Source organism: Microbacterium hominis NBRC 15708 (assembly GCF_001592125.1).
In the GTDB taxonomy this organism is placed as follows: domain Bacteria; phylum Actinomycetota; class Actinomycetes; order Actinomycetales; family Microbacteriaceae; genus Microbacterium; species Microbacterium hominis.
The window spans coordinates 108,003-121,063 of the sequence record NZ_BCWI01000004.1 but is presented as its reverse complement, the minus strand read 5'-3'; the positions used below and the strand labels follow the sequence as shown (position 1 = coordinate 121,063).

The 13,061-nt window shown below is 73.4% G+C and carries 15 protein-coding genes; 11 read left to right on the top strand and 4 right to left on the bottom strand.

Going from position 1 to position 13,061, the window contains the following annotated elements:
- Window positions 1-3 precede the first annotated feature (3 nt).
- Window positions 4-747 (bottom strand): VIT1/CCC1 transporter family protein, encoded by a 744-nt coding sequence (locus tag MHO01S_RS05605; RefSeq protein WP_061781961.1) that lies wholly within the window; start codon window positions 745-747, stop codon window positions 4-6.
- Window positions 748-850: 103 nt separating this feature from the next.
- Window positions 851-1,390 (bottom strand): YaeQ family protein, encoded by a 540-nt coding sequence (locus tag MHO01S_RS05600; protein WP_060960614.1) that lies wholly within the window; start codon window positions 1,388-1,390, stop codon window positions 851-853.
- Between the two features lie 70 nt (window positions 1,391-1,460).
- On the opposite strand from MHO01S_RS05600, the gene MHO01S_RS05595 reads away from it, so the two are divergent.
- A complete protein-coding gene (locus MHO01S_RS05595) occupies window positions 1,461-2,639 on the top strand; it encodes a sensor histidine kinase (protein WP_061781960.1) in 1,179 nt (392 codons plus the stop codon).
- A gap of 30 nt (window positions 2,640-2,669) precedes the next feature.
- On the opposite strand, the gene MHO01S_RS16775 is transcribed toward MHO01S_RS05595, so the two are convergent.
- Window positions 2,670-3,104 carry a PaaI family thioesterase gene (locus MHO01S_RS16775; protein ID WP_061781959.1) on the bottom strand — a complete coding sequence of 145 codons (435 nt, stop codon included), beginning with the start codon at window positions 3,102-3,104 and terminating at the stop codon, window positions 2,670-2,672.
- A complete protein-coding gene (locus tag MHO01S_RS16770) occupies window positions 3,101-3,760 on the bottom strand; it encodes a TetR/AcrR family transcriptional regulator (RefSeq protein ID WP_060960611.1) in 660 nt (219 codons plus the stop codon). Before MHO01S_RS16770 ends, MHO01S_RS16775 begins: the two co-directional genes overlap by 4 nt.
- Before the next feature lie 165 nt (window positions 3,761-3,925).
- On the opposite strand from MHO01S_RS16770, the gene MHO01S_RS05580 reads away from it, so the two are divergent.
- Genes MHO01S_RS05580 through paaE form a run of 10 tightly spaced genes read left to right on the top strand, consistent with a single transcriptional unit; the run spans window position 3,926 to window position 13,052 of the window.
- A complete protein-coding gene (locus tag MHO01S_RS05580; protein ID WP_061781964.1) occupies window positions 3,926-5,131 on the top strand; it encodes a thiolase family protein in 1,206 nt (401 codons plus the stop codon).
- Window positions 5,128-5,895 (top strand): enoyl-CoA hydratase/isomerase family protein, encoded by a 768-nt coding sequence (locus MHO01S_RS05575; RefSeq protein WP_061781958.1) that lies wholly within the window; start codon window positions 5,128-5,130, stop codon window positions 5,893-5,895. The genes MHO01S_RS05580 and MHO01S_RS05575 overlap by 4 nt, the downstream gene beginning before the upstream one ends.
- Window positions 5,892-6,770 carry a 3-hydroxyacyl-CoA dehydrogenase family protein gene (locus MHO01S_RS05570; protein ID WP_061781957.1) on the top strand — a complete coding sequence of 293 codons (879 nt, stop codon included), beginning with the start codon at window positions 5,892-5,894 and terminating at the stop codon, window positions 6,768-6,770. The genes MHO01S_RS05575 and MHO01S_RS05570 overlap by 4 nt, the downstream gene beginning before the upstream one ends.
- A complete protein-coding gene (gene paaZ / locus MHO01S_RS05565; protein ID WP_061781956.1) occupies window positions 6,767-8,827 on the top strand; it encodes a phenylacetic acid degradation bifunctional protein PaaZ in 2,061 nt (686 codons plus the stop codon). Before MHO01S_RS05570 ends, paaZ begins: the two co-directional genes overlap by 4 nt.
- A complete protein-coding gene (paaI, locus tag MHO01S_RS05560) occupies window positions 8,824-9,291 on the top strand; it encodes a hydroxyphenylacetyl-CoA thioesterase PaaI (RefSeq protein WP_231735171.1) in 468 nt (155 codons plus the stop codon). Before paaZ ends, paaI begins: the two co-directional genes overlap by 4 nt.
- 28 nt (window positions 9,292-9,319) lie before the next feature.
- The gene (gene paaA, locus MHO01S_RS05555; RefSeq protein ID WP_060960607.1) at window positions 9,320-10,282 is read left to right on the top strand and encodes a 1,2-phenylacetyl-CoA epoxidase subunit PaaA; all 963 of its coding nucleotides are present in this window, start codon (window positions 9,320-9,322) and stop codon (window positions 10,280-10,282) included.
- The gene (gene paaB, locus MHO01S_RS05550; protein WP_060960606.1) at window positions 10,282-10,587 is read left to right on the top strand and encodes a 1,2-phenylacetyl-CoA epoxidase subunit PaaB; all 306 of its coding nucleotides are present in this window, start codon (window positions 10,282-10,284) and stop codon (window positions 10,585-10,587) included. Before paaA ends, paaB begins: the two co-directional genes overlap by 1 nt.
- Window positions 10,584-11,417, top strand: a complete 834-nt coding sequence (paaC, locus tag MHO01S_RS05545; protein ID WP_060960605.1) for a 1,2-phenylacetyl-CoA epoxidase subunit PaaC — start codon at window positions 10,584-10,586, stop codon at window positions 11,415-11,417. Before paaB ends, paaC begins: the two co-directional genes overlap by 4 nt.
- A complete protein-coding gene (gene paaD, locus MHO01S_RS05540; RefSeq protein WP_371836317.1) occupies window positions 11,414-11,911 on the top strand; it encodes a 1,2-phenylacetyl-CoA epoxidase subunit PaaD in 498 nt (165 codons plus the stop codon). The genes paaC and paaD overlap by 4 nt, the downstream gene beginning before the upstream one ends.
- Complete coding sequence (gene paaE, locus MHO01S_RS05535) at window positions 11,895-13,052, top strand: 1,2-phenylacetyl-CoA epoxidase subunit PaaE (RefSeq protein WP_061781955.1); 1,158 nt, start codon at window positions 11,895-11,897, stop codon at window positions 13,050-13,052. Before paaD ends, paaE begins: the two co-directional genes overlap by 17 nt.
- Window positions 13,053-13,061: the final 9 nt, after the last annotated feature.

Sequence of the window (13,061 nt, the reverse complement as noted above, 5' to 3'; positions counted from 1 at the left end):
GCGTCAGGGGGGATGCCGCGGGGCGGGGTCAGCCGACGGCGGTGCGAACAGCGTGCCGACGAGGAAGGTCGCCCCGAGCGCGAGCGCCCCGCCGATCACCGTGCGCATGATGGCGCGACCGCGGTTGGCCCCGCCGAGCCAGGCGGCGAGGTAGCCGGTGACGGCCAGCGCGACGAGCACCGCGATGAAGGTCCAGATGAGGCGCGCCGGGTGCGGCAGCAGCAGGATCGTCGCCATCGGCAGGAGGGCGCCGACGGTGAACGCGATCGCCGACGCGAGGGCCGCGTGCCAGGGGCTGACGACGTCGTCCTGATCGATGTTGAGCTCGGCCGAGAGGTGCGCGGACAGCGCATCGCGCTCGGTGAGCTCGGTCGCGACGCGCGTCGCCGTCTCCTCGCTCAGACCCTGCGCCCGGTACAGCCCGACGAGTTCGACGAACTCGGCTTCGGGATCGTCGGCGAGCTCCTTGCGCTCCTTCTCGATGAGCGCGCGCTCGGTGTCGCGCTGGCTGGACACCGAGACGTACTCGCCCAGCGCCATCGAGATCGCGCCGCCGACGAGCGCGGCCGATCCGGCCAGCAGCACGGGCATGACCTCCGAGGTCGCACCGGCGACACCGACCACCACCGCGGCCGTCGACACGATGCCGTCGTTCGCGCCCAGCACCCCGGCGCGCAGCCAGTTGAGTCGCTGCGCGATGCCGGTGCGGTGCGGCTCGTCGGGGTGGGAGGAGTCGATCTCGCTCATACCGTCACCGTAGGCCGACCGCTGCGGGTCCGCCAGCAAGGCAAGCCCAAGCGAACTCGCCACAGCCCGCCGTTGAGCGGGCGCAGCGCGTCGAAACGCGCCGTCAGGCGAGCGGATGCTCGTGCAGCGCCGACGAGAGGCTCGTCCCGTTGACGTCGAGGTACAGCTGGCCCTCGGTCACCGAGAGAGTGACGGCGTTGCGCCGCTCGACGGCGGCGGCCGCGGCATCCACGAACCCGGGGTCGAAGGTGCGCAGCACGATGGCGTCGGCGCGGTGGATCTTCTTGCCCGCCCACAGGGGCAGGAGTTTCGCCGGGTCGCGGTGGCTGTAGACGACGGTGCGGTCGGCGAGCTTGCTGCCGCGGTGCAGCCGGTCGGCGTCGGGGGCGCCCACCTCGATCCAGGCGGTGATCGATCCGGTCGCGTCGCGCACGAGCACGGCGGGCTCGTCGGTGGCCGACACGCCCTCGGTGAAGGCGATGCCCTCCACGTACTCGAGGCAGTACGCGAGGAGACGGGTGACCATGAAGGCGTCGGTCTCGGACGGATGCCGCGCCATGCGCAGCGACAACTCCTCGTAGACGCCGCGGTCGACATCCGCCACCTGGACATCGAAGGTGTGCATCACCGCGCCGGTCGCCATCCCTCCAGCCTAGGCGGCCGACCGCCGCGACGCCGCCGTTATCCTGGTCGCAGCCAGGAGGAGAGAACCCATGCCGATCACGGATGCCGCGGCGCGCACCGAGGCGATCGCCGACTACCGCATCGTCGGTACTCCGGCGGAGCCGAACCTCGAGGGCCTGGCTCGCCTCGCGACGACCCTGTGCCGCGTGAGCGGTGCGGCCGTCAACATCATCGACGACCGATACCAGTACCAGGTGGCCACGTCGGGGGCGGAGGGGGCGATCTGCGATCGCGAGGACTCGATGTGCGCGGTCGTGCTGCCCGACGCCCGGCACGTCTTCGTCAGCGACGCGCGCGCGGACGAGCGCTTCGCGGCGAACCCGTTCGTCACCGGCGAGCGCGGTCGCGTGCGCTTCTACGCCTCCAGCCCTCTCATCACGCCCGCGGGCGTCGCGATCGGCACGCTGTGCGTCTTCGACGACACGACCGGCACCCTGACGGCGGAGCAGAGCGCCGCGCTGGACCTTCTCGCCGGGCAGGCCGTGGAGGTGCTCGAGCTCCGCCGGCTCACGCACGAGCTGGAGCGCTCGAACGATCAGCTCGCGCACTTCGCCGGCCAGATCAGCCACGACCTGCGCAACCCCCTCACCGCGCTCATGGGCCAGCTCGACCTCGCTCTCGACGGGTTGGACGACGGCGACGGCTCACGGACGGTGCGGGCGCTGGGGCGGGCGGATGCCGCGGCATCCCGCATGGGCACGATGATCACCGAACTGCTGGCGTACGCGCGCGTGGGCGGGGCGGAGGCCCACCGCGAGCCCGCGGCGCTCGGTGTGATCGTGGAGGGCGTGCTCGCCGACCTGGAGCGGGCGGTGGCCGCGTTCGACGCCGCGATCACCGTGCGCATCGAGCCCGACGACGCGATCGTCTGCGACCCGACGCTCCTCGCCGTGCTGCTGCAGAACCTCCTCGCCAATGCGCTGAAGTTCGCGGCATCCGCCGGGGTCTCCCCCCTCGTCGACCTCGACGCGCAGGTGGGCCCGGCCGGGTGGACGATCACGGTCGACGACAACGGACCGGGCGTGGCCCCCGAGCTGCGCGAGCGCGTGTTCGAGGTCATGGAGCGCGGCGACCCGGGAGACGTGCCGGGGCTGGGGCTGGGACTCGCGACCTGCCGGCGCATCGTTCAGGCGCACGGCGGGCGCATCGCGATCGAGGACGGCGCGCGCGGCGGAGCGCGCGTGCGGGTGACGCTGCCCGCGGCGTGAGAGCGCTCGCCTGCGGCATCGGCGCGAGGCTCACTCGGGGTCGATGAGGAAGTTCGTGATGCGGGCGGTGGCCAGGTGGGCGCCGTCCTCGTGCGTGACGACGATCTGATGCGCCGTCGAACGACGCCCCAGATGCAGCGGGGTGGCCGTCGCACGGATGACGCCCTCGCGCGCGCCGCGGTGGTGCGTGATGTTCAGGTCGACGCCGACGCACGCCTTGCCGAACGTGGAGGCGTAGACGAGCGCCGCCCACGACCCGACCGCCTCGGCGAGCGCCGCGCTCGCCCCGCCGTGCAGGCGCCCGAGCGACTGCGTGTTGCCCGCCACGGGCATCTGGGCGATCACGGCCGCCACGCTCTGCTCGAGGACGACGATGCCGAGCTTCTCATCGAGGGCGCCCGGGACGATGCGCCAGGGCTCGTGCGGACCGGCGCGCAGCGCCGAGGGGTCGGCGGGGTCGCTCACCGCGTCGCCGCCGCATCGGTCGGGCGTCGCTGCAGGCCGTCCCAGGCGATGCGCAGCACGTCGTCGGCGATCGCGTCGGGGTCGAGGGGACCGCCCGGCCGGTACCACTCGGTGAGCGAGTTGACCATGCCGAAGACGAGGCGGGTCGCCACGGCGGCGTCGATGTCGGCGGCGAGGGCGCCGGCGGCCTGCGCGTCCTCGACGAGGGCCGTGACGCGCTGGTCGAACAGGCGGCGGCGCTCCAGCGCCGCGCGCTCGACGTCGCTGTTGCCGCGCACCCGCAGCAGGAGCGTCACCTGGGGGAGCTGGGCGGCGAGCACCCGCACCGCCCCGCGCACGACGGCGCGCAGGGCTTCCATCGGCGGTATGTCCGCGGCGGCGGCCTCGTCGAGCACCGACTCGAGCGCCGTCAGCGCGTCGTCGAGCGCGGTGCTCAGGATCGACTCCTTGGAGTCGACGTGGTGGTAGAGCGCCGATTTGGTGAGGCCGAGCCGTCCGGCGAGATCGGCGACCGACGTGGCGTCGTAGCCCTGCTCGTTGAACAGCTGGACGGCGATCTCGACGACCTGCGCGCGGTCGTACCCCGGCCGCCCTCGGCGCGCAGCCGCCGGCGGGGTGGCCGTCTCCGGCTGCGGCGCGGTCGCGTGCACGGTCATCGCTCCAGTCTGGCACTGCGCCGATCGGGTCCGGCGGCGCGCGTCCCCGCATCCGGCGACGGCGGGTTGCCCCGGCGTCGGGACCTCTGTCATTATTACTGAACGATCATTCGGTAATCAACCCGGTGAGCGGATCCGCCGACGGGGGCGGACGAGAGGATGACGATGTCCGAGGCCTACCTGATCGGCGGCATCCGCACCCCCGTCGGCCGTCACGGCGGAGCCCTCGCCGACGTACGGCCCGACGACCTCGCCGCCCTCGTGGTGCGCGCCGCCGTGGACCGCGCCGGCATCGCGGCCGACGCGGTCGACGAGGTGGTGCTCGGGGCGGCGAACCAGGCGGGCGAAGACAACAGGAACGTCGCCCGCATGGCGGTGCTGCTCGCGGGGCTGCCCGACGAGATCCCGGGTCTGACGGTGAACCGACTGTGCGCCTCCGGCATGTCGGCCATCGCGATCGCCGCCAACGCCGTCCGCGCCGGCGAGGCCGACGTGATCGTCGCCGGCGGCGTGGAGTCCATGACCCGCGCGCCCTGGGTGCAGGCCAAGCCGTCGCGACCGTGGGCCGCCCCCGGCGAGACGCACGACACCTCGATCGGCTGGCGGTTCGTGAACCCCGCCCTCGCGCGGCGCGAGAAGGCCACCCTGTCGATGCCCGAGACGGCGGAGGAGGTGGCCCGGCTCGAGGGGATCACCCGCGCGGATGCCGACGCGTTCGCGCTCCGCAGCCACCGGCTCGCGATCGCGGCGATCGACGCGGGACGATTCCGCGACGAGATCGTGCCGGTGCCCACCCGCGGCGGCGCCGTCGACACCGACGAGGGACCGCGCCGGGACACCTCCGCGGAGGCGCTGGCGGCCCTGCGCCCGGTCGTGACCGGCGGCGCGGTGGTCACCGCGGGAAACTCCAGCGCGCTCAACGACGGTGCCGCCGCCATCGTGGTGGCCAGCGCCGACGCGGTCGCCCGTCACGGTCTGCGGCCGCGGGCGCGGATCGTGGCGCACGCGGCGGCGGCGCTGGCGCCCGAGATCATGGGCCTCGGGCCCGTCCCGGCATCCGAGAAGGCCCTCCGCCGGGCGGGCCTGGACGTGTCCGACATGGGAGCCGTCGAGCTCAACGAGGCCTTCGCCGCGCAGTCACTGGCCGTGATCCGCCGCCTCGGGCTGCGCCCGGAGTCGGTGAACGCGGACGGCGGCGCGATCGCCCTCGGACATCCGCTGGGATCGAGCGGCGCGCGCCTGGTCGTCACCCTGCTGGGACGGCTCGAGCGGGAGCGGTCCCGCTACGGGCTCGCCACGATGTGCGTCGGCGTCGGCCAGGGCACCGCGATGATCGTCGAGCGCGTCGCCGACGGGGCGATCACCCGATGACCGAGCCGAGCGTGCGCATCGAGGAGCGCCCCGACCGGGTGGTGGCGATCCTCGACCGACCGGCGACGCTCAACGCGATCGACCAGACGATGGTCGACGAACTGCACGCCCTGTGCGCCCTGCTCGAAGCGCACCCGAAGACGCTCCTGCTCACCGGCGCGGGCGGCGTGTTCGCCTCGGGCGCCGACATCGCGCAGTTGCGCGAACGCACGTCCGCCGATGCCCGCCGCGGCATCAACTCCACGCTGTTCCGCCGGATCCGCGCGCTGCCGATGCCGGTCGTCGCCGCGATCGACGGCTACGCGCTCGGCGGGGGCGCGGAGCTCGCCTACGCGGCCGACGTGCGCATCGCCACGCCGGGGGCACGGTTCGGCAACCCCGAGACGGGGCTCGGCATCATCGCCGCCGCCGGCGCGACCTGGCGCCTGCCCGAGATCGTGGGGCACGCGCGCGCGAGCGACCTCCTGCTGACCGGTCGGATGATCGACGGCGAGACCGCCCTCGCGTGGGGACTCGTGAGCGCTCTGCATGAGCGGGCGGAACTGCTGGCGGCGGCGCACGCGATCGTCGACCGCATCGCCGCCAACGGCGCACGCGCGACACAGCTGACCAAACAGGCGCTCAGCGCGCCGATCGAGGCACACCCCGCGATCGAGCTCGAGCTGCAGGCGGAGCTGTTCGACAGCCCCGAGAAGGCGGCACGCATGACCGCGTTCCTCGAGCGGCGTCGCGACCGCGCCCACCGGACGGAGCCGCGCCGGTGAGCGCGCGGGATGCCGAGGCCACGGCCCCCGCCCGCGTGGGCGTGCTGGGCGGTGGACGGATGGGCGCCGGGATCGCGCACGCCTTCGTGCTGGCCGGCAGCCGGGTCGCCGTCGTCGAGCGGGACGAGGTGAGCGCGGAGGCCGCGCGCGGCCGCATCGGTCGGATGCTCGCGGAGTCGACGACGCGCGGATCCGCGACGGCGCCGCTGTCCGCGCTCGAGGCACGCGTGCGCGTCGGCCTCGACCCGGCCGCGTTCGACGGCGCCGACCTCGTGGTGGAGGCGGTGCCCGAAGACCGCGACGTCAAGACTGCGGCGCTGGCGCGCATCGCCGCGGTCGTGGGCGCGGCATCCGCGATCGCATCGAACACGTCGTCGATCTCGATCGACGCGCTCGCGACCGCGGTGACGCGGCCGGAGCGTTTCCTGGGCCTGCACTTCTTCAACCCGGTGCCCGCGTCGTCGCTCGTCGAGGTCGTCGCGGGGACGGCGACGACACCGGGGCTCGTCGAGCGTGCCCGCGGCTGGACGCGCGCTCTCGGCAAGACGCCCGTGGTGGTGCGCGACAGTCCGGGCTTCGCCTCGAGCCGCCTCGGCGTCGCCCTGGGACTGGAGGCCATCCGCATGCTCGAGGAGGGGGTGGCCGACGCCGCCGACATCGACGCGGCGATGGAGCTCGGCTACCGGCATCCGATGGGTCCGCTGCGCACGACCGACATCGTCGGCCTCGACGTGCGGCTCGGCATCGCCGAGGAGCTCGAGGCGGCATTCGGCCCGCGGTTCACGCCCCCGGCCCTGCTGCGGCGACTGGTCGCCGAGGGCAACCTCGGCCGCAAGACCGGTCGCGGGTTCTACGAATGGAGCGACGCCCGATGACCGAGATCCTGCCCAGCTACGTGCGCGACGGCTGGTGGTCGCCGACCGACGACAGCGAGACGGCGACGGTGCGCGATTCCTCGACCGGCGCCGAGGTGTGCCGCGTCGGCACGGTCGGCATCGACCTGGCCGGGGCCGTCGCCCACGCCCGCAGCGTCGGACAGCGCACGCTCGGCGCCCTGACCTTCCACCAGCGCGCCCTCCTGCTGAAGCAGTTCGCGATCGCGCTGACGGCGCGCAAGGACGAGCTGTACGCACTCTCGGCGCGCGCGGGCGCCACGGCGCGCGACGCGGCGGCCGACGTCGACGGCGGCATCGGCGTGCTGTTCACCTACGGCTCCAAGGGCCGCCGCGAGCTGCCGAATGCGCGGGTGGTGCTCGACGGGCCCGTCGAGACGCTGTCGGCGGACGGCTCGTTCCTCGGCCGGCACGTGCTCACGCGCCTGCCCGGGGTCGCCGTGCAGATCAACGCGTTCAACTTCCCCGTGTGGGGCGCCCTGGAGAAGTTCGCCCCCGCGTTCCTCGCCGGCATGCCGACGATCGTGAAGCCCGCGACGCCGACCGCCTACCTCGCGGAGGCGTGGGTGCGCATCCTCGTCGCGTCCGGGCTCGTCCCCGACGGCACGCTGCAGCTGGTGAGCGGGCCGGTCCCCGGGCTGTTCGACCTGCTCGAGCTGGGCGACACCGTGAGCTTCACGGGCAGCGCCTCGACGGCCTCGCGCCTGCACGCGCAGGTGCGGCCGGGCGTGCGGTTCACGAGCGAGACCGACTCGATCAACGCCTCCGTGCTGGGGCCGGATGCCGCGCCCGGCACCCCCGAGTTCGACGCGTTCGTCCGCCAGCTCCTGGTCGAGCTCACGACCAAGGCCGGCCAGAAGTGCACGGCGATCCGCCGCGCGATCGTGCCGGCCGGCCGGGAGGACGCGCTCATCGACGCGCTGGCCGCGCGGATCGCCGAGCGCGTCGTCGTCGGCGACCCCCGCGGTCCGGGCGTGACCATGGGACCGCTCGTCTCGCGCGACCAGCGCGACGAGGTGCTGCGCCAGGTCGCGGCGCTGCGCGAGGCCGGCGGGCGCCTGGTCCTCGGCGACGTCGACGAGCCCGCGGTCGTGCACGCCGACGGGACCGTCGCCCCCGCCGCGGAGGGGGCGTTCGTCGTACCGATCGTGCTCGCGTTCGACGCCGCGGATGCCGGGGCCGCGGTGCACGAGGTGGAGGCGTTCGGACCGGTCACGAGCGTGATCGGCTACCGCGACCTCGACGAGGCGGGCGCGCTCGTCGCCCGCGGCGGCGGCTCTCTCGTCACGAGCGTCGCGACGCATGATCCCGCGGTCGCGGCCGCGCTGCTGACGCGCATCGCCGACGTCAACGGGCGTGTGCTCTTCCTCGACCGCGACGACGCCCGCACGTCCACGGGTCACGGGGCCCCCGTGCCGCATCTGGTGCACGGCGGGCCGGGTCGCGCCGGCGGAGGCGAGGAGCTCGGCGGCATCCGCGCCCTGCACCACTACCTGCAGCGCACGGCGGTGCAGGGCTCGCCGCGGATGCTGACCGCCGTGACGGGCGTGTGGCACGCCGGCGCCGAGGTCGACGTCTCGGACGTCCACCCGTTCCGCAAACCCCTCTCGCGGCTGCGCATCGGCGACCGGATCGCCTCGCCCTCGCGCGAGGTGACCCTCGACGACATCGAGGCGTTCGCGCACCTGACCGGAGACACCTTCTACGCCCACATGGACGAGGAGGCGGCCGCGGCGAACCCGTTCTTCCCGGGCCGGGTCGCCCACGGCTACCTGCTGGTGTCGTGGGCGGCCGGCCTGTTCGTCGATCCCGACCCGGGCCCCGTGCTGGCCAACTACGGGCTGGACGACCTGCGCCTGCTCACGCCGGTCTCGCCCGGCGACCGCATCCGCGTGACCCTCACGGCGAAGCAGATCACGCCGCGCGAGACCGACGACTACGGCGAGGTGCGCTGGGATGCGGTCATCCACAACCAGCGCGATGAGGTCGTCGCCGCCTACGACGTGTTGACGCTCGTGGCGAAGGAGTGGGCGGCGTGAGCGGCGCCGAGGAGATGATGCGGCGCGACGCGGCCTCCGCGATGCTCGGGATGATGGTCGAGCGCTCCGCTCCCGGCGACGCCGTCGTGTCGATGAGCGTCCGCCCCGACATGCTCAACGGCCATGCGATCACGCACGGGGGGATCGTGTTCGCCCTCGCCGACACCGCCTTCGCCATCGCGTGCAACGAGGACGAGCGGGTGACCGTGGCCGGGGGTGCGGACATCACGTTCCTGCACCCCACGACGGTGGGGCAGACGCTGACGGCGCACGCGGTGCGGCGGGCACGGACGGGCCGCACGGGGCTCTACGACGTCCGGGTGGTCGATGAGACCGGCACCACCGTCGCCGAGATGCGCGGGCGTTCGGTGACGACGCGGCGCCACCCGGCCGGCGACCCCGCGGCCGGCGACCCCGCGGACGGGGGCGATCTTGACTTACTGAACGATCGGTCTGTAAAGTGACACCATCGTCCAGCCGAAGGAGTCGACGATGACGGCACCGACCGAGGATGAGCTCCACGGCGAGTTCGATGCGCTCATCGCGGCCGATCAGCGCATCGAACCACGCGATTGGATGCCGGAGGCCTACCGCAGGACCCTCATCCGGCAGATCTCCCAGCACGCGCACTCCGAGATCATCGGCATGCAGCCCGAAGGGGCCTGGATCACGCGGGCCCCGAGCCTGAAGCGCAAGGCGATCCTGATGGCGAAGGTGCAGGACGAGGCCGGGCACGGGCTCTACCTCTACTCGGCGGCTCAGACGCTCGGCATCACTCGCGACGAGATGACCCGGCAGCTCATCGACGGACGCGCGAAGTACTCCTCGATCTTCAACTACCCCGCGCCGTCGTGGGCCGACATGGGCGCGATCGGGTGGCTCGTCGACGGTGCCGCGATCTGCAACCAGGTGCCGCTGTGCCGCGCGTCGTACGGACCGTACGGCCGCGCGATGGTGCGCATCTGCAAGGAGGAGTCGTTCCATCAGCGCCAGGGGTTCGAGATCCTCCTGAGCCTCATGCAGGGCACGCCCGCGCAACGCGCGATGGCGCAGGAGAGCGTCGACCGCTGGTACTGGCCGGCGCTGATGATGTTCGGACCACCCGACGACGCCTCCCCAAACTCCGCGCAGTCGATGGCGTGGAAGATCAAGCGGTTCAGCAACGACGAGCTGCGCCAACGCTTCGTCGGGATGCTCGTCCCACAGGCCGCGGCGCTGGGGGTGACCCTTCCCGACCCCGCCCTGCGCTTCGACGAGGAGCAGGGGCGCTGGATCATGAGCGAGATCGACTGGACCGAGTTCCACGAGGTGCTCGCGGGGCGCGGCCCCCTCAACGCCGAGCGCATCCGCCACCGGCGCGACGCGCACGAGGAGGGTGCGTGGGTGCGCGAAGCGGCCGCGGCCTACGCGGCCAAGAAGGCGGCGCGGACCGCCGCGACGGGCAGGGCCGCCTGATGCCGACGCCGGGCGGCTCCCCCGACGAGACGTGGCCGCTGTGGGAGGTCTTCGTCCGCGCGAGCCGCGGCCTGAGCCACGTGCATGTCGGATCGCTGCACGCGCCCGACGCCGAGCTGGCGGTGCGCAACGCCCGCGACCTGTACACGCGACGGGGCGAGGGCGTGTCGATCTGGGTGGTCCCCTCGGATGCCGTCACCACGAGCGATCCGGGAGCGAAGGGCGCCTTCTTCGAGTCCCCGGCGGGCAAGAACTACCGCCATGCCGCCTACTACACGGCATCCGAGGGGGTGCCGCACCTGTGACCCCGACATCCGACGACGGCCCGCACGGCACGGTCGAGGTCGACCGCGCCGCACTCGACGAGGAGTTGCGGGGCACTCGCCGCCGCGCCGCGACGGCCGACGTCGCAGAGTACGCGCTGCGACTGGGCGACGACGCGCTCGTGCTGGCCCAGCAGCTCTCGCGCTGGATCGCGCACGCCCCGGAGCTGGAGGAAGACGTCGCGCTGGCCAACATCGCACTCGACCTCCTGGGCCACGCGCGCTCGCTGCTGCGCTTCGCCGGCTCGTACGACGGCAGGTCGGAGGACGACCTCGCCTACTTCCGGGGTGAGCCCGAGTTCCGCAGCGCGTGGCTGTTCGAGCAGGACAACGGCGACTTCGCCCGCACGATCGCCCGCCAGCTGATCGCCTCGGTCTACCTGTTCGAGCTCTACACCGACCTGCAGGCGTCCGAGGAGCCGGCGCTGGCCGAGATCGCGGCCAAGGCCGTCAAAGAGGTGGACTACCACCGCGATCACGCCGCGCAGTGGACGCTCCGCCTCGCCGGCGGAACCGACACGTCGCGCCGCCGCCTGCTCCGCGGACTCACCGACGTGTGGCCCTACGTCGACGAGCTGTTCCGCGACGACGCGCTCATCGACCGCCTCGGCGGCATCGCCGTACGTCCGTCATCTCTGCGGGAACGCTTCGACGACGTGGTCGCGGGCGTGCTCGCCGAGGAGGAGATGAGCGTCCCCGGGGTTCCCCCCGCCGCCGGGGGCGGGCGCGACGGACGGCACTTCCCCACGCTGGGGTTCGTGCTGGCCGAGATGCAGGTGCTCGCCCGACAGCATCCGGGGGCGACGTGGTGACCGCGGCGGCGGTCGAGACGGCGCGCGCCGCGGTCGCCGCCGTCTGCGACCCGGAGATGCCCGTGCTCACCATCGACGACCTCGGCGTGCTCCGGGACGTCCGCGTCGACGAACGCGGGGTCGTCGTGACGATCACGCCCACCTACTCGGGCTGTCCGGCGATGGACGCGATCCGCGACGACATCGTGCGGGCGCTCGCGCACGCGGGATTCGACCGGGTGAGCGTCGAGACCGTGCTGTCGCCCGCGTGGACGACCGACTGGATGAGCGATGCCGCGCGGCGCAAGCTCGTCGCCGCGGGCATCGCACCGCCCTCCGGACGGGCCTCCCTCGCGCGGTCGGGCGGCCCCGTCCGCGTGCGCCTCGCGGTGCGCTGCCCGCGCTGCGGCTCCCTCGACACGCAGGAGGTGTCGCGGTTCGGTGCGACCTCGTGCACGGCGCTGTTCTCCTGCCGCGCCTGCCGGGAACCCTTCGACCATGTCAAGGCGCTCTGAGGGGGATCCGACCGTGCGCACCGACACCGCCGCGCCCGCCCGCCGCCGCGCCCGCTTCCACCGTCTGCGGGTGGCGGACGTGCGCGCGCTGACGGCGGATGCCGTGGAGGTCACGTTCGCGGTGCCCGACGAGCTCGCCGACGCGTTCGACTACGCCCCCGGGCAGTACGTGGCGCTGCGCACCGTGATCGACGGCGTCGAGGTGCGGCGCTCGTACTCGATCTGCCGGCCGCCGGTGCGCGGCGCCATCGCCGTGGGCATCAAGCGCGATCCCGGTGGGCGCTTCTCGACGTGGGCGCACACGGCGCTGCGGCCGGGCGACGAGATCGACGTGATGAGCCCGCAGGGCACGTTCGTGTCGGCGCGGGCCGATGCCGCCGCCGGCCACGTGGTCGGCATCGCGGCGGGCTCGGGGATCACACCGATCATGTCCCTCGCGGCATCCGTGCTGAGCGCCTCGACGACGTCGCGGTTCACGCTCGTGTACACCAACCGCTCGTCGACGGACGTGATGTTCGTCGACGAGCTGGCCGACCTCAAGGACCGCTATCCCGCGCGCATCGCCGTGCACCACGTGCTCTCGCGCGAACAGCGCGCCGCCCCGGTGCTGTCCGGACGCATCGACGAGGAGCGGCTGCGGCTCATCCTCACCGCGCTCATCCGCCCCGAGACGGTCGACGAGTGGTTCCTCTGCGGCCCGTTCGCGCTCGTGCAGCTCTGCCGCGACGTGCTCGCCGATCTGGGCGTCGACGCGGATCGCGTGCACTTCGAGCTCTTCACGACCGGGGAGGCCCCGGCGCCCGCCACGGCACCCGGCACGGCGGGCGGGCGACCGCGCGCTGCGCGGCCCGACGAGCGGGTGCACCGCATCGACCTCACGCTGGACGGCACCTCGACGCGCGTCGACAGCCCGGTCGACGCGCACGAGAGCATCCTGACGGCCGCGCTGCGGGTGCGCCCCGACGTGCCCTTCGCGTGCGCGGGCGGGGTCTGCGGCACCTGCCGTGCACGCCTCGTCTCGGGTTCCGTGCAGATGAGCGAGAACTATGCGCTGGAGCCCGAGGAGATCGAGCGCGGCTACGTGCTCACCTGCCAGTCCCACCCGACGACCGCACGCGTCGTCGTCGACTACGACGTGTGAGGGGAAGCC